The organism is Maribacter sp. UH1, from assembly GCF_056839145.1.
Genome location: NZ_CM166387.1, coordinates 4,134,784 through 4,159,024 on the forward strand (window position 1 = coordinate 4,134,784; position 24,241 = coordinate 4,159,024).

At 34.4% G+C, this 24,241-nt stretch carries 22 protein-coding genes and 1 tRNA gene; 15 read left to right on the forward strand and 8 right to left on the reverse strand.

The window, feature by feature from the left end; genetic code table 11:
• Positions 1-41: 41 nt before the first annotated feature.
• The 9 genes from UH1x_RS17830 to UH1x_RS17870 all read left to right on the forward strand — a co-directional run bounded on the left by UH1x_RS17830 (position 42) and on the right by UH1x_RS17870 (position 11,315).
• The gene (locus tag UH1x_RS17830) at positions 42-2,033 is read left to right on the forward strand and encodes an amidohydrolase family protein (RefSeq protein ID WP_482623309.1); all 1,992 of its coding nucleotides are present in this window, start codon (positions 42-44) and stop codon (positions 2,031-2,033) included.
• A gap of 8 nt (positions 2,034-2,041) precedes the next feature.
• Positions 2,042-3,163, forward strand: a complete 1,122-nt coding sequence (locus UH1x_RS17835) for an FG-GAP repeat domain-containing protein (protein ID WP_482623310.1) — start codon at positions 2,042-2,044, stop codon at positions 3,161-3,163.
• A gap of 48 nt (positions 3,164-3,211) precedes the next feature.
• The gene (locus UH1x_RS17840) at positions 3,212-5,254 is read left to right on the forward strand and encodes an amidohydrolase family protein (RefSeq protein ID WP_482623311.1); all 2,043 of its coding nucleotides are present in this window, start codon (positions 3,212-3,214) and stop codon (positions 5,252-5,254) included.
• Positions 5,255-5,447: 193 nt separating this feature from the next.
• Positions 5,448-6,296: an MBL fold metallo-hydrolase gene (locus UH1x_RS17845; RefSeq protein WP_482623312.1), complete on the forward strand. Its 849-nt coding sequence runs from the start codon at positions 5,448-5,450 to the stop codon at positions 6,294-6,296.
• A 49-nt stretch (positions 6,297-6,345) separates the two neighbouring features.
• Positions 6,346-7,209, forward strand: a complete 864-nt coding sequence (locus UH1x_RS17850; protein WP_299316796.1) for a creatininase family protein — start codon at positions 6,346-6,348, stop codon at positions 7,207-7,209.
• Between the two features lie 12 nt (positions 7,210-7,221).
• Positions 7,222-8,115, forward strand: a complete 894-nt coding sequence (locus UH1x_RS17855; RefSeq protein ID WP_482623313.1) for a BPSS1187 family protein — start codon at positions 7,222-7,224, stop codon at positions 8,113-8,115.
• A gap of 28 nt (positions 8,116-8,143) precedes the next feature.
• Complete coding sequence (locus UH1x_RS17860) at positions 8,144-8,953, forward strand: aspartate/glutamate racemase family protein (protein ID WP_482623314.1); 810 nt, start codon at positions 8,144-8,146, stop codon at positions 8,951-8,953.
• A gap of 2 nt (positions 8,954-8,955) precedes the next feature.
• The gene (locus UH1x_RS17865) at positions 8,956-10,407 is read left to right on the forward strand and encodes an SLC13 family permease (RefSeq protein ID WP_482623315.1); all 1,452 of its coding nucleotides are present in this window, start codon (positions 8,956-8,958) and stop codon (positions 10,405-10,407) included.
• 116 nt (positions 10,408-10,523) lie between these two features.
• Complete coding sequence (locus UH1x_RS17870) at positions 10,524-11,315, forward strand: aspartate dehydrogenase domain-containing protein (RefSeq protein ID WP_482623316.1); 792 nt, start codon at positions 10,524-10,526, stop codon at positions 11,313-11,315.
• Positions 11,316-11,616: 301 nt separating this feature from the next.
• Here the strand turns inward: UH1x_RS17870 and UH1x_RS17875 are convergent.
• Positions 11,617-11,690 (reverse strand) — tRNA-Met (locus UH1x_RS17875).
• A 138-nt stretch (positions 11,691-11,828) separates the two neighbouring features.
• On the opposite strand from UH1x_RS17875, the gene UH1x_RS17880 reads away from it, so the two are divergent.
• Both UH1x_RS17880 and UH1x_RS17885 read left to right on the forward strand, forming a co-directional pair.
• Positions 11,829-12,212: an START-like domain-containing protein gene (locus UH1x_RS17880; RefSeq protein ID WP_036154073.1), complete on the forward strand. Its 384-nt coding sequence runs from the start codon at positions 11,829-11,831 to the stop codon at positions 12,210-12,212.
• A 52-nt stretch (positions 12,213-12,264) separates the two neighbouring features.
• Positions 12,265-13,122 (forward strand): aminotransferase class IV, encoded by an 858-nt coding sequence (locus tag UH1x_RS17885; RefSeq protein ID WP_482623317.1) that lies wholly within the window; start codon positions 12,265-12,267, stop codon positions 13,120-13,122.
• Here UH1x_RS17885 and UH1x_RS17890 read toward each other — a convergent pair.
• The 5 genes from UH1x_RS17890 to UH1x_RS17910 form a co-directional block, all read right to left on the reverse strand.
• Positions 13,119-13,679, reverse strand: a complete 561-nt coding sequence (locus tag UH1x_RS17890) for a YqgE/AlgH family protein (protein WP_036154077.1) — start codon at positions 13,677-13,679, stop codon at positions 13,119-13,121. The genes UH1x_RS17885 and UH1x_RS17890 overlap by 4 nt on opposite strands.
• 111 nt (positions 13,680-13,790) lie before the next feature.
• Entirely contained in the window at positions 13,791-14,063 is a 273-nt protein-coding gene (locus tag UH1x_RS17895; protein ID WP_027066835.1) for an HU family DNA-binding protein, read from the reverse strand.
• A gap of 173 nt (positions 14,064-14,236) precedes the next feature.
• Positions 14,237-15,184: a methionyl-tRNA formyltransferase gene (gene fmt, locus UH1x_RS17900; protein WP_482623318.1), complete on the reverse strand. Its 948-nt coding sequence runs from the start codon at positions 15,182-15,184 to the stop codon at positions 14,237-14,239.
• Between the two features lies 1 nt (position 15,185).
• On the reverse strand, positions 15,186-17,081 hold the full coding sequence (locus UH1x_RS17905) for a RecQ family ATP-dependent DNA helicase (RefSeq protein ID WP_482623319.1): 1,896 nt from the start codon (positions 17,079-17,081) through the stop codon (positions 15,186-15,188).
• Positions 17,074-17,643, reverse strand: a complete 570-nt coding sequence (locus tag UH1x_RS17910) for an AAA family ATPase (protein WP_482623320.1) — start codon at positions 17,641-17,643, stop codon at positions 17,074-17,076. The genes UH1x_RS17905 and UH1x_RS17910 overlap by 8 nt, the downstream gene beginning before the upstream one ends.
• A gap of 87 nt (positions 17,644-17,730) precedes the next feature.
• Here UH1x_RS17910 and UH1x_RS17915 point away from each other — a divergent pair, with 87 nt between their 5' ends.
• The 3 genes from UH1x_RS17915 (at position 17,731) to murA (ending at position 20,080) form a co-directional block, all read left to right on the forward strand.
• A complete protein-coding gene (locus tag UH1x_RS17915; protein WP_482623321.1) occupies positions 17,731-18,018 on the forward strand; it encodes a DUF493 family protein in 288 nt (95 codons plus the stop codon).
• A gap of 81 nt (positions 18,019-18,099) precedes the next feature.
• Entirely contained in the window at positions 18,100-18,756 is a 657-nt protein-coding gene (locus UH1x_RS17920) for a DUF4290 domain-containing protein (protein WP_036154087.1), read from the forward strand.
• Between the two features lie 16 nt (positions 18,757-18,772).
• Positions 18,773-20,080: a UDP-N-acetylglucosamine 1-carboxyvinyltransferase gene (gene murA, locus UH1x_RS17925; protein WP_036154089.1), complete on the forward strand. Its 1,308-nt coding sequence runs from the start codon at positions 18,773-18,775 to the stop codon at positions 20,078-20,080.
• Between the two features lie 80 nt (positions 20,081-20,160).
• On the opposite strand, the gene UH1x_RS17930 is transcribed toward murA, so the two are convergent.
• On the reverse strand, positions 20,161-21,159 hold the full coding sequence (locus UH1x_RS17930) for a pirin family protein (RefSeq protein WP_482623322.1): 999 nt from the start codon (positions 21,157-21,159) through the stop codon (positions 20,161-20,163).
• Positions 21,160-21,502: 343 nt separating this feature from the next.
• Positions 21,503-22,930, reverse strand: coding sequence for an amidohydrolase (locus tag UH1x_RS17935; RefSeq protein WP_036154093.1), 1,428 nt, complete (start codon positions 22,928-22,930; stop codon positions 21,503-21,505).
• 261 nt (positions 22,931-23,191) lie between these two features.
• Here UH1x_RS17935 and UH1x_RS17940 point away from each other — a divergent pair, with 261 nt between their 5' ends.
• Positions 23,192-24,241, forward strand: coding sequence for a DUF6340 family protein (locus tag UH1x_RS17940; RefSeq protein ID WP_482623323.1), 1,050 nt, complete (start codon positions 23,192-23,194; stop codon positions 24,239-24,241).

The following is a 24,241-nucleotide window of genomic DNA, read 5'->3' on the forward strand; positions in this document are numbered from 1 at the left end:
TTGAATTTTTTATACCAATCTAGTAACCACTAAATACATTTATGAAAAACAGTAGTATTTACGTCATCTTAATTTTTGGAATACTTTTTTCGTGCAAAGACAGTAACACTTCAAAAACTGAAATAAAAACGATTTACGATGTAGTATTTCGTGAAAACCTTGCGGGTACCTATGAAAAATGGAGTACAGGCGATAATAGTTATGGTTATTATTATACCTATACTGATAGAGGTCGTGGGCCTGAGGTTACTGAGGAAATTATGCTTAACCAAGATAACTTTATCGTTTCTGAAAAGATAACTGGTGTTAATTATTTGAAAGATTCCATTAGCGAAAATTTTACAGGTACAAATAGCACTGCTTCATGGAAAAATCCCATGAGTGAAGATAATGGTGACTTTAATGGAAGTCAACTATATTTTAGACATGATGGTTCACCAGCTGTTTATGAAATTCTTGCGCAACTTTTATTAAAGTCCGAGGATAAAAAAATAAGTCTATATCCTGAGGGTGAAGTAGAGTTGGTTGATAATTTTCCATTAACTCTTTCGGATAGTACACCAGTAAACCTTTTAATGGTTAAGGGTTTAGATATGAATCCTATATATCTGTGGATGCAGGACAGTGATATGATTGCCAGTATTTCTGGTAACCTTCATATTATAAGACAAGATTTTAAAGAGTTCAGAAAAGAGCTAAAATCTTTACAAGATACCTATGAGGATAACTACCTTATTAAAATATCAAAAGAGCTTTCTCATCAAATTGATAAGGCTATCATTAAAAATGTAAATATTTTTTCTCCTGATGGAACTATCGTATACAACCAAGATGTTTTTATAGATGGCAAAGTTATTCAGTCTATTAAACCATCAAAAGGGAAAATTTTAAATGGAACTGCTCAGGTTATCGATGGTACAGGAAAAACACTTTTGCCCGGTATGTTTGATATGCATACGCACAACACCAAATTCAGAGGACTTTTACATGTAGCAGGTGGTGTAACCTCAGTTAGGGATCTAGCCAATAATAAGCAGTTGAATCAACTAAGTGCTAAGTTCGATACTAATGAGATTATAGGTCCAAATATTGTCACTTTCTGTGGTATTATAGATGGATCAGGACCATTCGCCAATCAAAGAAACGTAGTTGATAATTTAGAGGAAGGTTTGGCTGAAATACAATCGTATAAAGATTTAGACTACGATCAAATTAAATTATACAGTTCAATAAGACCGGAATGGGTAAAACCTCTAGCAACAAAAGCACATGAGTTAGGAATGCGTGTAAGTGGTCATATACCTGCTTATATGACAGCATCGCAAGCTATAAACCAGGGCTATAATGAAATTCAACATATGAATATGTTGTTCTTGAATTTTATGTCAGATACTATAGATACTAGAACACCACTAAGATTTACTATGGTGGCCAATCATGGTGTTGATATTGATTTGAAGTCAGAAGAATATTTAGATTTTGTTACGCTATTAAAATCGAAAGACATTCTTGTAGATCCTACAATGGCAATTTTTGAAAATATGTTTGTTTCTCAAAAAGGAGAACCCAGTCCAACATATAGCAAAATCATGAATAGATTGCCTTTAATAGAACAGCGCGCTTTCTATAGTGGAGGGCTACCTAAAGCTGGAAAGGTTGCTTTGTATAAAGATAGTTATACGAATATGCTTAATGCGTTGAACGACATGTACAAAAGAGGTGTATCTATTGTTCCGGGTACAGATGGTTTACCAGGGTTTTTATACCATAGAGAGTTAGAGTTATATGAAAAGGCAGGTATTCCTGCGGCAGAAGTATTAAAGATGGCTACCATTAATTCTGCTAAGATAACGGGCGTTTCAGATTCTTTAGGGTCTATTGAAGTAGGTAAAAAAGCAGATCTTATTCTAATAGATGGTAATCCTGTAGAAAATATCAGTGATATAAGAAGAGTAGAGTGGACGATAAAGGGCGGACATCTTTATTTTGCAGAGAAGCTTTATAACAAAATGGGTATCAAACACTTTAAATAATATATAAAATGAAAGTAAAATTAATTCTTCTTTTTTCTCTTGCGCTATCTACTGTGAATGGGCAATCACTGGAGTTTTTTACCAGTGGTAGGTTAATATTGGGTACGCATAAAGAGAGAACGGCATCTGTAGGCGTTGGCGATATAGATAATGACGGCGATGCAGATATTTTAGTCGCCAACGGTCGTCACTGGCCAGGACAAAACAGAATATTCGTTAATAATGGTAGAGGCGTATTTACAGTTTCTAAAAGCTTGGGCTTAGAGAGTGAGACAACCTATTCTACGGAACTTGCCGATTTTGATGGTGATGGAGATCTAGATATTGCCGTAGGTAACGACATGGCACCAAATTACATATTTCTAAATGATGGAAAAGGAGACTTTACAAGGGCTGCAAGTTTTGGTGTTTCATATGCGCCAACTAGGAATATAGTAGTTGCGGATATTGACCAAGATGGAGATAAGGATATTCTAATAACCAATAGGGGTAAAGAGAATGAGATATGTCTGAATAACGGTGATGGAACTTTTTCTAAATCAATAGGTTTTGGAAATAAGGAAGATTCTACAATTGATGTGGAAGTTGCAGATATGAACGGTGATGGGAATCTTGATCTAATACTGGCGAACAGAGATGATCAACCAAATTTTGTGTATTTGAATGATGGTAATTTACAGTTTACTAAGAAAGTGCCATATGGCACAGGTAATGACATTACACGTTCTGTAGCTATTGCAGATATAGATAAAGACGGTTTCTTAGATATTATAACGGCTAATATTGGGGAATCTAATGTTATTTATTTTGGGGATAAAAAACAAACGTACCAACGTAAGATAGCATTTGACCCTAGTGAAGATAAATCTTATTCTATAGCTCTAGGTGATTTGGATAAGGATGGGGATATGGACATTATTATAGCTAATGTCAGAGGATCTAATTCAGTTTTTATTAATTCTAATGATGGAAAAACCTGGGAGAAAATAAGCTTGGCAGATGAAGAGTTTAGTACTTATGATATTACGGTTTTTGATTTAAACGGCGATGATAAATTAGATATAATTGAAAGTAACTCAGACGAGATCAACCGTTATTACTTCAATAGATTCACTCCTGAATTTCCATAATAGGAATAGGGTTTCATAATCATACAAGAATACAACTAACACAATAATATGAAAGTAAAATATTTAATCACTTGTAGTTTATTAGCATTGCTTACAGCGTGCTCTTCTGAAACTTCTAAAACCTCTGAATGGGAAAATTATGAAGATGAGGGTACATTTTTTGTTTACCGTAGGCAATCTCAAATAGGAGAAGAGAGCTATAACGTTACTACTAAGAATGACACTATTATAGTAACCTCTATTCAGGGAGAAAATGAACGAGGAAGAATTAGTGGAGTAGAGTCAAAACTTTACTTGACAACAGACCTAGAACCAATTTCTTATTTCAGTAGACGTATTTCTAATAACGATACTACCAATATTATTAAGATGGAAATAAATGGAGATAAGGTTTCCATTTGGGAAAAGCATTTTGATGTTGTCACTACCAATAAAAAGGATGCATTCTTTACCGTAAATAGTAATATTCCTGCTGGTATTGAAATGATGTTATACCATTATTACTTTAAGCAAAATGGCACTACTGCGTTACCTACCTTACCAAGAGGAGAAGTTTCTTTGACGCATAAAGGAGAAGATATTGTTCAGATTGATGGTAAAGACGTTGCACTTGACCGCTATGTTGTAGAGGGTATTAATTGGGGCGGTAGAACAATTTGGTTGGACAAGTCTAAGAACTTGGTAGCTGTTGTTAAGGCAAATACTCAAATTAGAGAGTTGATCAAAAAAGGATATGAGGAAGCTAAGCCATATTTTATTAGAGGAAATGTAGAAGAGCAAATGGCGCAACTTTCTGAGTATACCAAAAGCTTAAAAGGTGAAGAATCACAAATTACTGCTTTGGTAGGTGGTGATGTTGTTGATGGTTTAAAAGATGCTACACAAAAAGATATGACCATTATTATAGAAAAAGGTCGCATAACATCAATTGGTAGTTCCCCCGATATTACCATTCCTGATAATGCTAAAGTTATAGATGTATCAGGAAAAACCTTAATGCCCGGTATGTGGGATATGCATGCGCATTCTAATCAAGTACAATGGGCTCCTGCCTATTTAGCTGGTGGTGTAACAACAATTAGAGATAATGGAAATGAGCTAGAGTTCGCTACCGCTTTTAGAGATGCTATAGCTAAAGATGGTGCAACAGGACCAGATATCGTATTGGCAGGTATGACTGACGGACCTGGTCCTAAAGGAAATGGTATTATTAGGGCTAGATCTGTTGAAGAGGCTAAAGAGGTCGTAAAATTATATCATGATAATGGTTACGAACAAATTAAGATCTATACTTCTATAGAACCAGAAATCTTAAAGGTTTTGGCAGATGAGGCTCATAAAGTAGGTATGACGGTAACAGGTCATGTACCAGCTTTGGTAAATAGTACTAATAAGGCAGTTGAAAGCGGTATGGATATGTTGAGCCATTCTAATAGAATATTGGCAGTATTGTTTCCTGATCAAAAAGTATCTGACTTGGGAGCTTTCTATATGGCAAAAAATGACATTACAGATGCACAAATAAATGAAGCGATTGCCTTTTATTTAAAACATGGTACGGTGTTGGATCCTACGCTTGGTTTAGGTGTTATTCGTACGTTACCTAAAGGAGATCTGATGGAGACTTTGGAGCCAGATGCCGGTAGAATGGCATATGAGCTTTTTGAAAGTAAAAGGTTTAGAAGTGGAGCTAATGAAAAGCGTGCTGAATTGTCCAAACAAAACATTATCAAATCAGCTGAGGTTATCGGTAAGTTTTTTAAAGCCGGAATTCCGGTAGTTGCTGGTACAGATAATTTTGCACCAGGATTCGGACACTTTTTAGAATTGGAAACATATCAGAAATATGGAGGATTAACTCCTTTCGAAGCAATTCAAACAGCAACCATAATCCCAGCAACTGTAATGGGTAAGGGAGATGAAACAGGAACATTAGAAATTGGCAAAGAGGCTGATATTGCCATTTTAGACAAAAATCCATTAACGGATATTGCCAATTTAAGGTCAGTTTCCGCAGTGATGACTAATGGTAATTACTATGAAAGTGAACCATTATGGGAAGCTGCCGATTTTAAACCTACTAGAGACTAGACTATAATTTCACCAAAATTAATTTTTGGCATTATCATGACATCTAGGACACATGCTGTAGAGATATAGTGTATAGTAGAAATATAAAATTGAGAAAAATAATATGGTCAAGTTAAAAACAACTTTCATAAAGTATATCTGTTTTTGTTGCATTCTAATGAGTGCTCAAAATTTATTGAGTCAAGAACTGAAAATGAAATATCTAGGTGTGGCAGGCTGGGAAATTTCAAATGATAGTCTTACAGTACTGGTAGACCCTTATATATCTAGACTCAAATTAAAAGGAAATCCTCGATTTTATGGCGAAGGAGATGAACGTAAAGTTTTTAATAGTGATGACATCTATGAACCGGATACCGTTGCTATTAATAAAGTAATTACTAAAGCAGATTATATTTTGGTGCATCATTCACACACTGATCACCTAGCAGATGTGCCATATATAGCTAAAAAGACGGGCTCTGTTGTTATTGGAACGGAAACTACAACTACAATTCTAAAGGCTTATGGTATACCGCAAAAGCAATTGATTACCGTAAAGGGTGGAGAAGATTATCAATTCGATGATTTTTCTGTTAGGGTGATCCCCTCTATTCATTCGGCATTAGGGGATAAGCGTTATTTTGATTCAAGAACATATTCTGATCCGGATGAGTTAACTATCCCTTTAAAAGTAGGAGAATTTATAGAGGGTGGCTCTTTAATGTTTCTATTGCGTGTCGATTCGCATAAAATACTTACTTCTGGGTCAATGAATTTTATAGAAAGAGAAGTAGCCGGACTCCAACCTGACGTTCTGATACCGGGAATAAACCTTTCTCGATTAGAAGTATATAAATACACAGAAAGGCTATTAGAACTAACCGGATACCCAAAGACTATAATTCCTGCACATTGGGATAATTTTAGAATACCCTATGGTTTTTCTCAAGAAGATCCGATCAAGAAAAAGGTACTGCCTTTTATAGAAGAAGTAAAAGCCGTAATGCCAGATGCCAACGTTATCATTCCCGTTCATTTAGAAACCATATTAATTAAATAAAGCGACTGTAATTTAAACAGAATTATCGTTTGCATTCAATGCTATTTACATGACAAGTACCACCAAAACTAATCCTCTTTGGAAAGAGGCTAAGATTAAAAATTATTTACCTCATATGACGGTACCAGAAGTGGAAGCTTTTCTGAAAAAGTCAGATATGGTTATCATACCCATAGGGGCTTTAGAGCAACATTCCAGTCATTTACCCATAGGTACGGATTTTATAAACGGCGTAGAGCTTTGCAAACTAATTGCACAAGAACGAGATATTCTGGTAGCGCCGGTTTTAATGGCAGGTCAATCTCCATATCATATGGCATTTGCCGGTTCAATAACGTTAAGTGCTGAGGTAATTGTAAAGGTACATATGGAGACCGTAGAGAGTTTAATAAAGCATGGTTTTAAACGCTTCGTATTTATGAATTCTCATGGTGGTAATACGGCTATAACTACATTTTTGGTTGATCAGATAAATCAAAAAACAGCTGCAGTTGCGGTTGATTATGCCGTGGTTACCAAGCCGTTTTTAAAAGAAGCTGCACCTATCAATATTACGAAACTAGATCGTCATGCAGGTACTGGTGAAACATCAGACTCATTATTCTTAATGCCTAGTTTGGTACAACAAGAAAAGGCTACTGCAACCAAATTAACGCTTCCTAATCATTTGGCTAAAATGCTACCGGATGTTATAAAAGAGGAACCAATTGCTAAATTATTATTTCTTTCTGAGGGCTTAAAAGCAGTGGAAACCGGAAAGAAAACCTCTACTAAAGAAATGACTAGTACAGGTGTTTGGGGCGAGTTGGATCCAAAAGATGCAACGTTAGAAAGAGGAGCTAGAAACATTGAACGGCAAATTGCTGCAAGTGTAAAATTTATAGATAGATGGAATGAACTAATTGAAGATTAAAAATAGTATCACATGATAAATATAAGAGGCGTTGTTTCAGTTTTAAGTTTTTTAAGTGTTGTATGTATAAAGGCACAAGACGTAACTATGTTCCCTGAGTCAACCAAGGTTCTAAAAATAGAACCTTCAAAAACCGATTCAAGAATTACAACTGCCAATACCCCGCATTTTATTGCTTACAATACCAATAACACAAAAGGAAAATTACTGCTCTTTATTCCCGGTACCAATGGTATTGCTTTAAAAGGACCTATGCATTTGTTCAGTACCGCTGTAGAACAAGGCTATTCGGTTATTAATTTATCCTATATCAATACACCTGCAATTGCACGAATTTGTAAAGATGACAATCTATTGGAAAACGCTGATTGTGCTGAAGATTTTAGAAATAGAAGAGTATATGGCGATACTAAATTTAGCTTAATTGAAGACATGCCGTATGATGCCATCGTTAATAGGCTTACCAAACTGTTAGTATACCTTACCGAGAATGATAAATCTGGTAATTGGGAACGCTATCTTAAGAATGGAGAGCCTAATTGGAATGAAATTGCCCTTGCAGGTCAATCTCAAGGTGGTGGAATGTCTGCATTTATAGCAAAAACTCATTTGGTACATAGGGTAATTGATTTTTCTGGCGGATGGGATTATTCGGCAAAAAATAAAATAGCCAACTGGTATTTCAAAAATAGTAAAACACCACTTGATAGATATTACGGAACCTATCATGTTAAAGAACCAACAGCTAATGTAATTATCGAAACGTATAAAGCAATGGAAATTCCCGATAGTCATGTTCATGCCTTTGACTTAGAGGTGCCACAAGGAAAAAGAGCACATTCTAATGGAGTGCGAAATTTAGGGTACAAAGAACAATGGGTAACATTGCTGGGTGATGGTAATTAATAGTTAATAGGTATATAAAAAAATCTCTATGAAAAAATATTTCTACTTCTCAATTGCCTTATTGTTGGTGTGCTGTAATGATGCTAAAGTTGAAAATAATAAAAATGCTCAATCTGAAATACCAATTAAAAACAACTCAGAAATGAATGTATTAGGTCTAATAGGAGGTACTTCTTGGCATTCAACGATAGAGTATTATAGTGCTATAAATAAAACTGTAAATAAGCATTTTGGTAATAATACAAATCCGCCTTTATTGGTGTATACCTTGAACCAAGCTGAAGTACATCGATTTCAAGTGGAAAATAAATGGGACTCTATAGCACATATGTTAGTTAATGCCGGTTTAAATCTTAACAAAGCAGGAGCAGAATCTGTTCTATTTTGTGCCAATACACCACATAAAGTATATGATGCCGTTCAAGAAAAATTAGACATTCCTGTTATACATATTGCAGATGCCACTGCTACTGCCATTCATAAACAAGAGTTGAAAAAAGTACTCTTTTTGGGAACTAAGTATAGTATGCAAGAAAACTTTATAACCAAAAGAATAGAGGATAATGGCATCGATGTTTTGGTTCCACAAGAGCAAGAAGTGATAGACGAACTTCATAGAATTATTATTGAAGAACTTACCTATGGTAACATCGTTGAATCTTCAAAAGCATATGTGTTGAACGTAATACAGAACTCAGTTGAAGAAGGTGCAGAGGGAGTGGTTTTGGGTTGTACGGAGTTTCCTTTAATGATATTTCAAGATGATTTAGACACTCCAATATTTGACACAACTAAAATTCATTCTATGGCAGGGGTCGACTTTATCTTAAAAAAATAACTATGCAATTTTCGAAACAAAATATAGGTAGGGTTTTAGGACCATTGGTTTTCTTTTACATTCTTTTCTTTTTTAAGCCAGATGACCTTTCTGAGACTGCTAATGCCGTTTTAGCATCTGTAGCTTGGGTGGCTATTTGGTGGATAACAGAGGCTATTCCTATTTATGTTACCGCATTACTACCTTTAATTTTGTTTCCGCTAACAGGAGGATTGAGTTTGTCTGAAACCGCTATGTCCTACGGTCATAAATATATCTTTTTATATATGGGAGGGTTTATTCTTGCCATTGCTATTGAAAAATGGAACTTACATAAAAGAATAGCATTGACAATTATTAATCTTATTGGTACCAATGTCATCAATATTATTCTTGGATTTATGCTTGCAACAGCCTTTTTAAGCATGTGGATTTCCAATACAGCAGCTGCTGTAATTATTTTACCCATTGCAATGGCTATAGTTTATCAACTAAACGATAACCCTGAAACAGAGAAAAATGAAAATAAAATTTTTGGAAAAGCATTAATGTTGGCAATTGCATATAGCGCATCTATTGGCGGTATAGCTACATTAATTGGGACACCAACAAATTTGGTTTTAGCAGGAGTAGTGCAATCAACCTTTGGTAAAGAGATTACATTTTCAGAATGGTTTGTTTTAGGTTTTCCTATTGCCATACTGCTGTTGTTTTTATGTTGGTACTACTTAACGAGATTCGCTTTTACATTTAAACAAAAAGAATTTCCGGGTGGTCGTAAAGAAATAGCGTTAAGACTTAAAGAACTTGGTAAATTAGGCTATGAAGAAAAACTGGTGCTGGTTGTTTTTGCAGCTACGGGTTTTGCATGGATAGCACGTTCGTTTCTAATTCAACGTTTTATTCCGGCTATGGACGATACCATAATTGCCATCTGTACGGTAATTGTTCTATTCTTAATACCTACGCGTCAAAAAGGCAAAAAATTGATGGAATGGGAGGATGCGGTTAAATTACCTTGGGGTATTTTATTACTATTTGGAGGAGGCTTAACATTGGCCTTAGGATTTGACAGTAGCGGATTGGCACTATGGATTGGAAATAAACTATCTGCCTTACAGGTCTTACCTTTCTTTTTGTTATTGTTAATATTGATTACGATAGTGAATTTCTTAACAGAAATAACTTCTAATATAGCTACTACAGCAATTCTACTGCCTGTTCTAGTGTCATTGGCACCAGTACTAGGAGTTCATCCTTACTATTTAATGATCGCTGCAACATTAGCTGCATCCTGTGCTTTTATGTTACCTGTGGCTACGCCGCCAAATGCAGTTGTTTTTGGCTCAGGTTATCTTGAAATGCAGGATATGGTCAAAAAAGGATTCTGGCTAAATATTATCTCTATTTTAATACTTACAGTAGTAGTTTATATTGTACTTCCGTTGGTTTGGGATTTAAGCACAACTGTTTAACATTGAATATTTTAGTCGGTTTCCGAATGGTGACTTAAAATGTAGTTTAAATGTAAACTATGAAATCATGATCGTACTCTTAATTAACTTTTACTTAAAATAATAACATCTACAGAATGAAAATAGCTATAATAGGTTTTGGAAATATTGGTAAATATCTTGCGAAATGGGTTGTTAATGAGTCTAGTTATGAGTTAAAATATATTATAACTAGAACACAAATTGATAAAGAGAATAGCGATTTTGCAAATCAACCTGTAGTATTTAAAAAAGAAATTACTTCTGATCTGATCAATGATGTAGACATTATTATTGAATGTGCTACAAAGGAGGTTGTAACGCAACTGTTGAAATTTGACGAAATAAACCGTATCGATAAAAAAATTATTATTATCAGTACGGGCGGATTGTATCAAAACAAAGCAACATTAGATAAGTTCAAAAAATGTGATTTTATTTTACCGGTAGGAGCAATTGCAGGTCTAGATGCTATAAAAGCTGTTAATGATGAAATTACTTCAATTAAGATAAAGACAACAAAGCATCCTAAAAGTTTAGAGGGAGCTCCATTTTTTGAAACCTCAAATATCGAATTATCATCGATAAAAATGCCTCAGACTATTTGGGAAGGTGAAGTAAGTGAAGCCGTAAAACAATTTCCTAAAAATATTAATGTTGCTGCAAGTATTTATTTTGCATCCAAATGTGAAGATTTAAAAATTGAAATAGTTGCAGACCCTAACACTACCAATAATATGCACGAGATAACGTGTGAGGGTGATTTTGGCAAGATTTATACGCGAACGGAGAATAAACCAAGTCCTGCTAATCCAAAAACAAGTTTTTTAGCTGTTAAGAGTGTAGTTAGTATTCTGAGAAATATGAATTCAAATATTAAAATCAATTAATTTTTTCTGTAAAGGTTAATAATTATAATACTTTCCTGAATAGCTTCTATTCGATATTTTTTAAGTTGATATATTAAATTGTAGGAATTAAAAAAATGAAGTACTGTATTTCTAGTAAGGATTGTTACTATAATTTATAAGTTTAAAACTCTTTAGTTGTGTAAGCAACTAAGGAATTAAAGCTTTTTAAGTAAACAAACCGTGTTTACTTTTGTGTTCTAATGTAATTATGTGTGAATTTTGAACATAAAAAAAACGGTCTAACTTTCGTTAAACCGTTTATAATGTGCCTTTTATTCTGTAGCGAGAGGGGGGCACGATCCCCCGACCTCCGGGTTATGAATCCGACGCTCTAACCAACTGAGCTACCTCGCCATATTATTTTTAAACGGCTGCAAATATAGTGGTAATTTATTTGTTCTTCAACAAAAGTTGATTAAAAAAATAATACGGGTCATTTATTTTTTTATCATTTAGAAATATATATATTGCCCGTATTAAAGTAGCATGAACATGAGCGATAAAATAAAATTTGAAATAGAGTTTGTAATTCAGTCTTCACCACAGATGTTATATCAATACCTTGCAACCCCATCTGGACTGTCAGAGTGGTTTGCGGATAACGTGAACTCAAGAGGTGAAAAGTTTACATTTATTTGGGACGGAGCTGAAGAAGAAGCTAAATTGTTGAAAAGAAAAACAGACGAGTTTGTACGTTTTGCTTGGGATGAAGCAGAAGATGATAGCTTTTTTGAAATGAAAATAATTGTTGATGAAATAACGAAAGATGTTTCATTGTTTATAACTGACTTCGCAGAGGATGACGAAATTGATGAGTCTAAAATGCTTTGGACCAACCAAGTGTCAGATTTAAAACAGGTGTTAGGATCATCTTAAAAATAGCCTTATTTACAGTATCTTTGAGCCTTAATTTTTTAAGGCTTTTTTTATGTTCAATTTTAATGGCGAACTTCTAGAGGATAACACTTCTTTTTTAAACGAAAAGAATAGGGGAGTACAGCTTGGTGATGCCGTTTTTGAAGAATTACGCGTTCTAAACGGTGACATCATTTTTTTAGAGGATCATTATTTACGATTAATGTCTTCCATGAGAATTTTGCGAATGGAGATTCCTATGAATTTTACAATGGAATTTATGGAAGAAGAGATTCTAAAATGCATCTCTGAGAACGATTTAAAAGAAGCCAAACAAATAAAATTCACCGTTTTTAGAAATAGCTTAGATGACTTTTCTATTTCTGATAATAGCATTTCTTATTTTATTACTAGTAAAACATTAGCCAATCCTTTTTTTATTTTAAATCAGGATGATTACGAAGTGGAGCTTTTTAAGGATTTCTATAAGAATTCTAGTATGCTCTCTAATCTAGATTCTAATAACAAAGTATTGAACGTCGTAGGAGCTATTTACGCTCAAGAAAATGATTATCAAGATTGTTTATTGCTTAATGAGAGAAAGCAGGTTATAGAGGCTCTAAATGGCAATTTATTTGTAGTTAAGGGCAATCAAATTAAAACTGCCCCTGTAACAGATGGTTGCATAAATAGCATATTAAGAAAAAAGCTTATTGAGATGGTATCTAAACTAAATGATTTTGAGTTTTTGGAAGATAGTATTTCGCCTTTTGAACTTCAAAAAGCAGATGAATTATTCATTGTAAATAATATTGATGGTATAATTTCCGTAACAAAATATAGAAAGAAAAAGTTTGTTAATACAATAGCAAAAAGCCTGATCGGTAAATTAAATGCAGCGACAAGAATGTCTTTAACTAAAAGTGTTTAGTTTAAACTAGGGTTTTCTGGAGCGTTTGACCAAAGAAGGTAATCACCGCCTAATTGAATCATATTTTCTTTCCAAATTGCTTTTGCGGCTTTTTGTATGATTCTGCTTTCATGTTCATTTTCAACAACAATCCATGATTTAGAGGTCAATTCTTCATCTAATTGTAATGAAGACCAGCCCGAATAACCTAAAAAGAACCTTATATCATCTTCAGAAATAATCTCTCTATTAATTAGTTCTACGGTTGTTTCAAAATCACCACCCCAATAAATACCATCAGATATTTCTACGCTATTATCTATCAGGTGAGGCACTTTATGGATAAAATAAAGATTGTCTTGTTCTACAGGACCACCGTTATATACTTGAAAAGGGATTTCAATTTCAGTTACAAGCTCGTTTATTTGGTATTCTAAAGGTTTATTTAGAATAAAACCAACAGAACCTTCATTGCTATGTTCTGCTAACAATACAACGGACCTGTTGAAAGAAACATCTCCTGTTAAAGACGGCTCGGCAACAAGTAATTTTCCTTTGGTTGGCTTTAATGCGATCATATATTTACTATGATTATATACCTAAAGTAAGACAAATCTGTCTAAACGCAAAAACATAGAAATAAAAAAAGCGCCAATTAAGGCGCTTTTAATAAATTTATCAGTGTAAAATTAGTTTACAGCTTTACCTAAATCAGCACCTGCTTTAAACTTAACTACATTTTTAGCAGCGATTTGGATAGTTTTTCCAGTTGATGGATTTCTACCTTCTCTTGCATTTCTTTTAGATACGCTCCAAGAACCGAAACCTACTAAAGAAATTCTATCTCCTTTTTTAAGAGAATTTTCAACATTTCCCAAGAAAGATTCCAATGACTTTTTAGCCGCAGCTTTTGTGATGCCAGCGTCAGCTGCCATTGCATCGATCAATTCTGTTTTGTTCATAATGTGATAATTAATTGTGATTAAATAATTTATACCTACTAACAAATTTATATGGATTTCTGAGCAACACAAGTAAAACGGGCGGAAATCCCCTATTTTGTTGATAACTCAGCGTGTTTGTTGATAAAGTAGGTTTTTTTTTACGTTTCTCGCAGCCCAACAAACACGGGGTCTCACCCCATTTTTGCATTTTTCTCCAAATTAAGGCCGTTCAATAAATCTCTTACCAACATCCTTTTCTTGCCTTGAAGTTGTATTTCATCGAGATTTAGGTAGCCACCTTGCACGGCAACTTTCATCTCTTTTTTAGTAAAAAGCAGAGTTCCCGTTGGTGAGTCATGTTCTTCGACTTCTATATGTGCCTTGTATATCTTGGTAGTTATCGCTTGGTCTCCGTTTGTTAAAGTTGTCCATGCTGCTGGGTACGGACTTAAACCTCTTATAAAGTTGTAAATATCTTCTGCAGGTTTGTTCCAATCTATTTCGCACGTTTCTTTAAAAAGTTTGTGGGCATCTTTTAAATCATCTGAATCTGGTTGTTTTGTTGTCTCAAAATTTCCTTCTTGAATACGAGCTACGGTTTTTACAACGGTGGCTGCACCTAAATGCATTAACTTGTCATGTAAGTCCTCTGCATTATCTGTTTTTTCTATAATGGCTTCGTCTTGCATTATAATGGCACCTGTATCGATCTTCTCGTCAATAAAGAATGTAGTCACTCCTGTTTTTGTCTCACCATTTATAATAGCCCAATTAATAGGCGCGGCTCCTCTATATTGTGGTAATAAAGATGCATGTAAATTAAATGTACCGTATTCTGGCATATCCCAAACAAGCTTAGGCAGCATTCTAAAAGCAACTACTATTTGTAGGTTGGCATCTAAAGACTTCAAGCTACTTAAAAATTCGGGGTCCTTTAGATTGGTAGGTTGTAAAATATTAAGGTCGTTTTCAACCGCATATTTCTTAACCGCGGATTCATTTAACTTTCTACCTCTTCCTGCCGGTCTATCTGGTGCAGTTATAACGCCAACTATATTATATTCTTCTTTTACCAGTTTGTCTAAAATGCCCACGGCAAAATCTGGCGTTCCCATAAATACAATTCTCAATGCTTTCATATTATAATAGTTGGTATTCGTTTGTTGCGTTTAATGATATATAATTGTCTTCTAATAGTTCTTGTAAACCTACAATAAGTATTTCTTGAGCAATGTTCAAGAGTTTTTGTAATTCGCGAGAATCTGCCTTGCCCTCTTTTAATATTTTAATGATTTTAATTTTAGCATGTACAATATCCGTATTGCCTGCTTTTTGACTCATACAGACATCGCAAATACCGCATTCTTTTTCTTGTATCTCTCCAAAATATTCTAATAATTGAATACTTCTGCAAACAGTATTATTTTCAATGTAGCTTAACATCTTAGTCACTTTCTCAATTTTGAGTTGATTTTGCTCTTCAATGTTCTTTGCAAACATGTTTATGGTACGGTCATCATCACGTGGTACTAAAAACAGCATTTCTAAATCACTTGACACACTCGTATATTCAATGATTTCATCCTTTTTTAATACCTCAAAATTCTGATGAATCAATGATTCTGATATTGATGTTTTCTTGGATAATAAATAGGTGTTTATTTGAGTGTCGAATTCAAAGAGTCCGCCGTAGGTGCGTAATACTACTTTCATGAAATCGGCAAGCTTAGAATTACTGTCAATATATCGATACAAGGTATCTTTATCCGTAATAAATTTAATAGTAATTTTTTTAGAGAAATTTTCAGATAATGACAATACTGAATTTCTATCTAGTAGTTGTAATGCGTTATAAGTTAAAAATGTGTTTAGTTTATAAATGCTACAGAATTCATTGAAATTTAGATGAAACTTTGCATCTGTAAATTCTCCATATCCTATTTGAAAAAATGTATTTAATTTTCTGTATATCATTTTTACATAAGCTACATCTGGTAGAATCTCAATGAATTGCTTTTTCACTAAAACCTTATCTGTTGTATTGGTTAGTAAAATTGCTTTTGCAAAGTCTCCGTTTCTACCGGATCTACCTGCTTCTTGAAAGTAATTCTCTAAACTATCTGGTATTTGAAAATGAACAACCAATTCAACATCTGGTTTGTCTATGCCCATACCAAATGCATTTGTGGCAACCATGATTTGAATTTTATCTTCTAACCACAGATTTAGTCGCTCAGTTTTCATTTTCTGATCAACACCACCGTGATAGAAGGTTGCCTTTAAATTATTATTTACAAGGAATTTAGATAATTCTTCCGCCTTTCTTCTGCTTCTAACATATACAATAGCACTGTGTTTTATTTGCTGGCAATATTGTTTTAAACGCCCATTTTTATCTTCGGTCAATAGGACTCCAAATCCTATATTTTTTCTAAAAAAAGAATCTTTAACAACAAAAGGATAGGTAAGGTCCAATGATTTAATGATATCATCGCTAACTCTTTTTGTTGCAGTTGCCGTTAATGCAACCATGGGTGGGGTGGGGTGTAATTCTCGCAATATGGAACAACTTAAATAAGCTGGTCTAAAATCGTGACCCCATTGAGAAATACAATGCGCCTCATCTATAACGAACATAGAAACGTTCATTGCCTTAATACGTTCTTGTACCAATTCTTGCTGTAAGCGTTCTGGCGATAGATATAAGAATTTATAATTGCCGTAGATACAATTGTCCAATAGCTTATCTACCTCGGTAAATTTGAGTCCACCTTTTAGACCTATGGCTTTGATACCTAGTTTCTGAAGGTTGTCTACCTGATTTTCAATTAGTGCTATTAGTGGAGAAATAACGATACAAATACCTTCTTTCATTAATGCAGGTACCTGAAAACAAAGCGATTTACCGCCTCCTGTGGGCAACAAACCTAAAACATCTTGACCGTTAGATATGGCATTGATGATTTCTTCTTGAGAGCCTCTAAAGCTATCAAAACCCCAATATTTAGATAAAATTTCTTTTGGTGTATTACTCACCCGCTTTATTTATAAAATCTACTACAAACTGCATACGATTTTCAATAGTGCCAAAGGGAACTTCTATTGGTGTGTAGCCAAGGTCAATATACGTTTTTTCGAGCTTTTCGTGAATTCCGCAGGCTTGTTCAAAATTTTCCATTCGTTCGTTGTCTTGAACATAGATTTCTTTCCACGGTGGTAATATCAGTACTTCGTCATACCTGTGTTCTAGGCATAAATCAGTATAATGTTGTTCAGATGACTGACCAAAATAGTCCATGTATGCAAGTACATCCGGTAAGCCGCGATCATAGAACAAATGATCTTTTTCTATTTTATTACCATTAATGAAATGTTGTAAACGAGCATTGATTAATTCATCATTAAAACTTTTTGAATCTTCAACAAAATCAATTGGGTTCACTAATTTATCATCTAAGGCAACATCGCCCAAGGCATCTAAAGTCATTGTTCTAATTACTTCATGAAAGCAATAATATCCATTTTCTTCAAGTGAAGAAATTAATACCGTTTTGCCTGTTCCCGGACCACCTGTTACAACAATTCTCTTGCTTTTCAAACTCTTATTTTAAAAAAGCAAAAGTACAATAATCAACAGTATTAAAAAACTGGTACATTACACTTATCTTTGCATAAAATACTAGAGATGGACGAAAATAACCCAGAAGAATTTTATAAAAAATTACACGAACAATTAACAGAAACATCAAAGTGGCCTTCTGACTATCTTTATAAATTTATTGTTGAAACAGAAACGGATAAAATTGATAAAATAAATACCATTTTCGATAATACGGGAGCGGTTATTAATTTAAAAAAATCTAAAAATGGTAAATATACCAGTGTTTCAATAACAGTAAACTTAAAAAGCCCAGACGCGGTTATAGAAAAATATAAAGAAGTAGGTAAATTAGAGGGCGTAATATCCCTGTAAAATAGCATTTCATCTATAATTTTCTTAATTTGGCATCGTTATAAGAATACTTCTCAAACACATTAAGCTAAAATTTTCAATTTGCAATTAGTAGAAAACCTAGAATATAATACGGAGCGTGAGCATTTGATTATACCAGAGTACGGTCGTCATTTTCAAAAAATGGTGAACCATGCAATATCAATTGAAGACCGTGAAGAAAGAAATAAAGTTGCGCAAGCAATTATAAGTGTTATGGGAAATATACAGCCCCATTTACGCGATGTGCCTGATTTTCAGCACAAATTATGGGATCAATTGTTCATTATGTCCGATTTTAAGTTGGATGTAGACTCTCCTTTTCCTATTACTTCAAAAGAGGTGTTACGAAAAAGACCTGATGCTTTAGAGTATCCTCAAAATTTTCCAAAATACCGTTTTTATGGAAACAACATTAAACGTATGATTGATGTTGCCGTAGAGTGGGAGAAAGGTGATAAGCGTTCTGGTTTGGAATATGCAATTGCCAATCATATGAAAAAATGCTACTTAAATTGGAATAAAGATGTAGTGGATGATAAAGCTATTTTCAAACATTTATTCGAATTGAGTGATGGTCGTATAGATTTAGCCGCTGAAGGCGAAAGCTTAACGGATAGCGGACAGTTCCTTAAGAACAGAGTTGCAAAATCACCTCGTTCCAATAATTCGGGAAAGAAAAATCAAAGAAATAATAACCGCGGTAAAAAACGCTATTAAATTTCCACTTCTCTAGATGGGGACATTCAAAATTGAAGGAGGGCACCAGTTATCTGGTGAAATAACACCTCAAGGGGCAAAGAACGAAGCACTTCAAATACTTTGCGCAGTATTACTTACAGATGAAAAAGTAACAATCAACAATATTCCGGATATTGTTGATGTAAATAAACTAATAGCTCTTTTAGAGGATCTTGGTGTAAAAATTCAAAAGAAAGGCAAAGGCTCTTATACTTTTAAGGCTGATGACATTAATTTAGAATATTTACAATCCGATCAGTTTAAACAAGATGGTAGAGGCTTAAGAGGCTCTATTATGTTAGTTGGACCGTTGTTAGCACGTTTTGGTAAAGGTTATATACCTAAACCTGGTGGTGACAAAATAGGTCGTAGACGTTTAGATACACACTTTGAAGGTTTTATTAAGCTAGGTGCCAAATTTCGTTATAACCGCGAGGAATATTTCTACGGGGTTGAAGCGGATAAATTGAAAGGTACTTACATGTTGTTAGATGAAGCCTCTGTAACCGGTACTGCGAACATTGTTATGGCAGCAGTCTTGGCAGAAGGACAAACAACAATTTACAACGCGGCTTGTGAACCATATTTACAGCAGTTATGTAAAATGTTGAATAGAATGGGTGCCAAAATATCTGGTGTTGGTTCTAATCTTTTGGTTATTGATGGTGTTGAGAAATTAGGAGGTACGGATCACCGTATGTTACCTGACATGATAGAAATAGGTAGTTGGATCGGTTTGGCAGCAATGACTAAAAGTGAATTGACTATTAAAGATGTTAGTTGGAACGATTTAGGTCAAATACCAACCGTATTTGAAAAACTAGGTATTACCTTGGAAAGAAAAGGTGATGATATCTACATTCCTGCTCATAAAGATGGCTACGAGATTCAAAACTATATAGATGGTTCTATTTTAACTATAGCAGATGCACCATGGCCAGGATTGACTCCTGATTTGTTGAGTATCATTTTAGTGGTGGCAACACAAGCTAGAGGTGAAGTTTTAATTCATCAAAAAATGTTTGAAAGTCGTTTGTTCTTCGTGGATAAATTATTGGATATGGGAGCAAAGGTTATTCTTTGTGATCCACATAGGGCTACAGTTATAGGTCATGATTTTCAGTCTACTTTAAAAGCGACAACAATGACATCGCCAGATATTAGGGCGGGTGTTTCTTTGTTAATTGCGGCGTTATCCGCGAAAGGAACTTCTACTATTCATAATATTGAGCAGATAGATCGTGGTTATGAAAATATAGATGAAAGATTGCGTGCAATAGGAGCTAAGATCGTTAGGGTATAAGCTTTATTCATATGATATAAAAAGCTCCATAATTAGGTTTGACCTTTTATGGAGCTTTTATTTTATAAAGCTATCTGATTTTACTTTTCAATTATAGTACCGTCAGGATATTTTGCAAATCTTTCTCTATCCACTTCATGTGTTTGGTCTGGGTGTCTCCACGGCCAACCACCAAATTGTGTTGTTCTGAATTCATCCATGGCTTTTTGCAATTCTTGATCGGTATTCATAACAAACGGGCCGTATTTGGCAACAGGTTCATTAATTGGTTTACCTTGTAATACAAGAATGCTGGCTTCTCTGCCAATTGCCTTAATTATTGTTTCTGATGTAGACGCTACTTCAATACCATAATTTGGAGGTATTGATTCACCTAGAACCTCTATGGTCTCGCCTTCATAGATATAAATGGTTCGTGTTGAACCTTTATTAGCTTTTGGTAGGGTTATGGAGCCATTAGTTTCAATTTTTATATTCCAAATAGCAACATCATTCTCTGTCTCTGAAGCCCATGAATTAGGTGCAGGTTCTAATGCTTGTACAGAACCGAACCTACCAGCAATAATTTTTACTGTGGATTGCTCTAATTTTAATACTGGAATATCTTCATGCCAAAGCATTTTAAAATGTGGATTTGCAAATTTGTTTTTAGCGGGTAGATTCAACCATATTTGAAAAAGCTCTAATGTATTTTCTTTATCGGTATGAATCAGCGGAAACATTTCTGAATGTTGTACTCCGCTGCCAGCAGTCATCCATTGCACATCTCCTTCTCCAAATCTACCTGCTGCACCCAATGAATCAGAGTGATCACAAAACCCCTTGTTTACTACGGTAATAGTTTCAAATCCACGATGTGGGTGTGCAGGGAATCCTGGTACTGTAGATCCATGGTACATTCTATAACCATCTTTTATTTGAAAATCATTTCCAAGATTTCTTCCTTCTAAAGAATCTGCAGGTCCAAGTTCTCCATTTCCCTTGGGATAATGGTCTAAATGGTATACGCAGAATAAAAATGGATCTTGTGTTTGCCATGGAAAACCCAATTGAAAAATTTGCTTTATTTCGTTATTCATATGAAACAAATTACATAAAATTAATCAGCTGCATTGTTAATTACAACCTAATTGTTTCTGGGTGTATCCGATTATAACCGTATTACTATTACCGCTCTGAGGATAACTGACTTTTCTTTTTCTGGTCAGTTGTAATTGGTAATTAATATTTTTAAAAGTAATTATTTACTTATTTGTTTCTTTTGGTATTACTGAGTTATGATTGTATTGAAAACTTAAGGATTGATCTGAGGTAAACGATTTAAAATTAATACATATTAATACCAATCATTTATTTGATATAGTTTAAGTTACTAATAAAATAGAAGAAGCTACCCGTTAAGATAGCTTCTTTTAATTATGTTTATTCTCCATCTAACGGTGGTGGACCATCGATCATTGGTTCATAAACTTCATCACCTTTTCTGGTTTTGAATTCTTCTTTTACTTTGGTTACCAATTTAGGATTTTGAAATAAATCAAGCATGGTCATGCCCATAGCTTTAGATGCATGAATCATTCCTTTATGACCTATAGACATTCCGCCACAGGCAACAACTGCCCATGAATGCCAAGGTGTTCCTGTAGGAGCTACTGAAACACTTAAATTAATGTTTGGTACATTCCAACTAACATCACCTACATCTGTTGATCCTCCACCTGGGTTTTCAAGAGTTTCTCTTAATGGGTGAACCGTTCCGTCAAAACCAACTTCTGGTTTACCTGTTGCTTTTTGAATTGCTTTACCAAAAACAGTTTCTTCTTCGGTATAGGTGATGGGACCTAACAATTCTAGATTGTTCTGCATGATTTCTCCGCCAGAACGATTTACCAAAGTTTCGTAGATACCAGAAACCAAAGAGATTTTGTAATCTACATTAGCCATAATTGCTGCACCTTCTGCCATAGCTTTTACACGCTCGTAAGTAGGTAGCATTTTCGATCTTTTAGGGTCTCTAACACGAACCCATAGTTTTGCATAATCAGGCACTACATTTACAACTTGGCCGCCATCTTGTATATGGTAATGAATTCTAGAAGATGGTAAAATATGCTCTCTGTAATAGTTGATTCCTGTAGTGTATAACTCTAATGCATCAGATGCGCTACGACCATTCCAAGGGTCCATAGAAGCATGTGCCGCTTGACCATAAAACTCAACAACAAAATCAATAAGTGATAATCCACTTTGTACATCGGCTTCTATACCAGCGCCTGGGTGCCAGCTTACATTGACATCAACATCATCCCAAAGTCCGGCTTTTACCATCCATACTTTTGCAAAATATTTTTCTTCTGCCGGTGTGCCTAAGAACTTAACAGTTCCTTTTATTTTTCCAGCATCCATTAGTTCTTTAATAGCAATTGCAGAGCCTAAACTAGCTGTACCGAACATGTTGTGTCCACAACCATGACCTGCAGCTCCTTCTTTAAAAGGCTCTTTAACGGGAGATGTTTTTTGAGAAATTCCCGGTAAGGCATCGAATTCACCTAAAATACTGATTACAGGACTTCCAGACCCGTAAGTTGCCGTAAATGCTGTTGGTATATCCGCCACACCTCTTGTTACGGTCATTCCATTTTTCTCAGCATAATCCGCTAAAATTCTTGAAGATTCAGTTTCGTCAAAAGCGGTTTCAGCAAGTGCCCAAATAGAATCACTAATTTTAATAAGTTCTTCTTTGTGTTTTTCTACAGAAGAAATAATTAGATTTTTGTCTTTACTCATTTTTTGAGCAAAAACCGATGCACTAATGCAAAAGCACAGCGCAAGTAGAAATGTTTTTTTCATTATAGTCGTTTTGGTTATTGGATTCCTAATTTTAAATAATAGTGCTATTACCAGTTAAAATCCATAGTAAATATACCAAATAAAATGGTGTAATTCACGATATATAAAAAGCGCTCATCATGAGTATATGGCGCTTTTCCATAATTTGAAATCATTTTTTTTGATTTAAAAATTTAAGTGGTCATCAATCGTCAATTATATAATTTAAAGCTAAATTTTTCGTTATTAATCAAATTCCTTTGTTTTAAAAAAAATCGAATTATGAAAAATACAGCCTTCATATTGTTTTTGTCTACTGCATTTTTTTCAATTATATCTTGTAGCTCCACCAACAGAATGACGATGGGTATTACGCAGCCAGCTAAGGTTGCAATACCAAACGATGTTATCAATGTAGGAATAGTGAACAGAAGTAGTGCTTCTGAAAACAATAAGGTTTTAGATGATATTGATAAGATTTTGTCTTTAGAAGGTCTTAATTTAGACAAAGAGGGTGCTAAGAATGCCATTTCAGGATTAAAATATGAATTGGAGCGAGGCAACAGGTTTGAAGCAATAAAAATTATTGAAAACCAAAAAGACATTAATAAAGGATTAAGTGTTTTTCCTGCCGAGCTTTCTTGGGATATAGTAGACCGTATTTGTAAAGAAAATGGCGTTGATGTATTGTTTTCTTTAGAATTTTATGATACCGATACTGCCGCTAACTATGAATTGACTACAGTTAAAATACCTAATAATCTAGGGGTTGAAGCAAATGTACCAGGTCATAGAATAGAACTTAATACAGCTGTTAAGAATGGATGGCGAATTTATGATCCAGCAGATAGAAGAATTATAGATGAGTACGTATCAAGTAATAGTTTGTTCTCTGTAGGTGAAGGGATAAATCCTCTAAAGGCATTTGAAGCCGTTGTTGGTAGAAAAGAAGCTGTTATAAGTGCAAGTTCTAAGCTTGGTGCTAATTATGCACTAATAACTAGACCTGAAAAAATTAGAATTGCTAGGGATTACTTTATTAGAGGAAGTGAAAATTTAGAGATTGCAGATAGACGTGCTAAAGCCGGTGATTGGGATGGTGCTGCAGAATTATGGAATGCTGACTTAAACAATGCCAAAAGTAAAGTAGCCGGTAGGGCATATTATAATATGGCTATTAGCAATGAAATTAATGGTAACCTTAATACAGCTATAGAATATGCTTCTAAAGCGTATACTGATTACGAAAACAAAGAAGCATTGCGTTATATCAACATGCTTAAAAGAAGAGTTGTTAATCAACAAGAATTAAACCGCCAATTGGCGAAATAA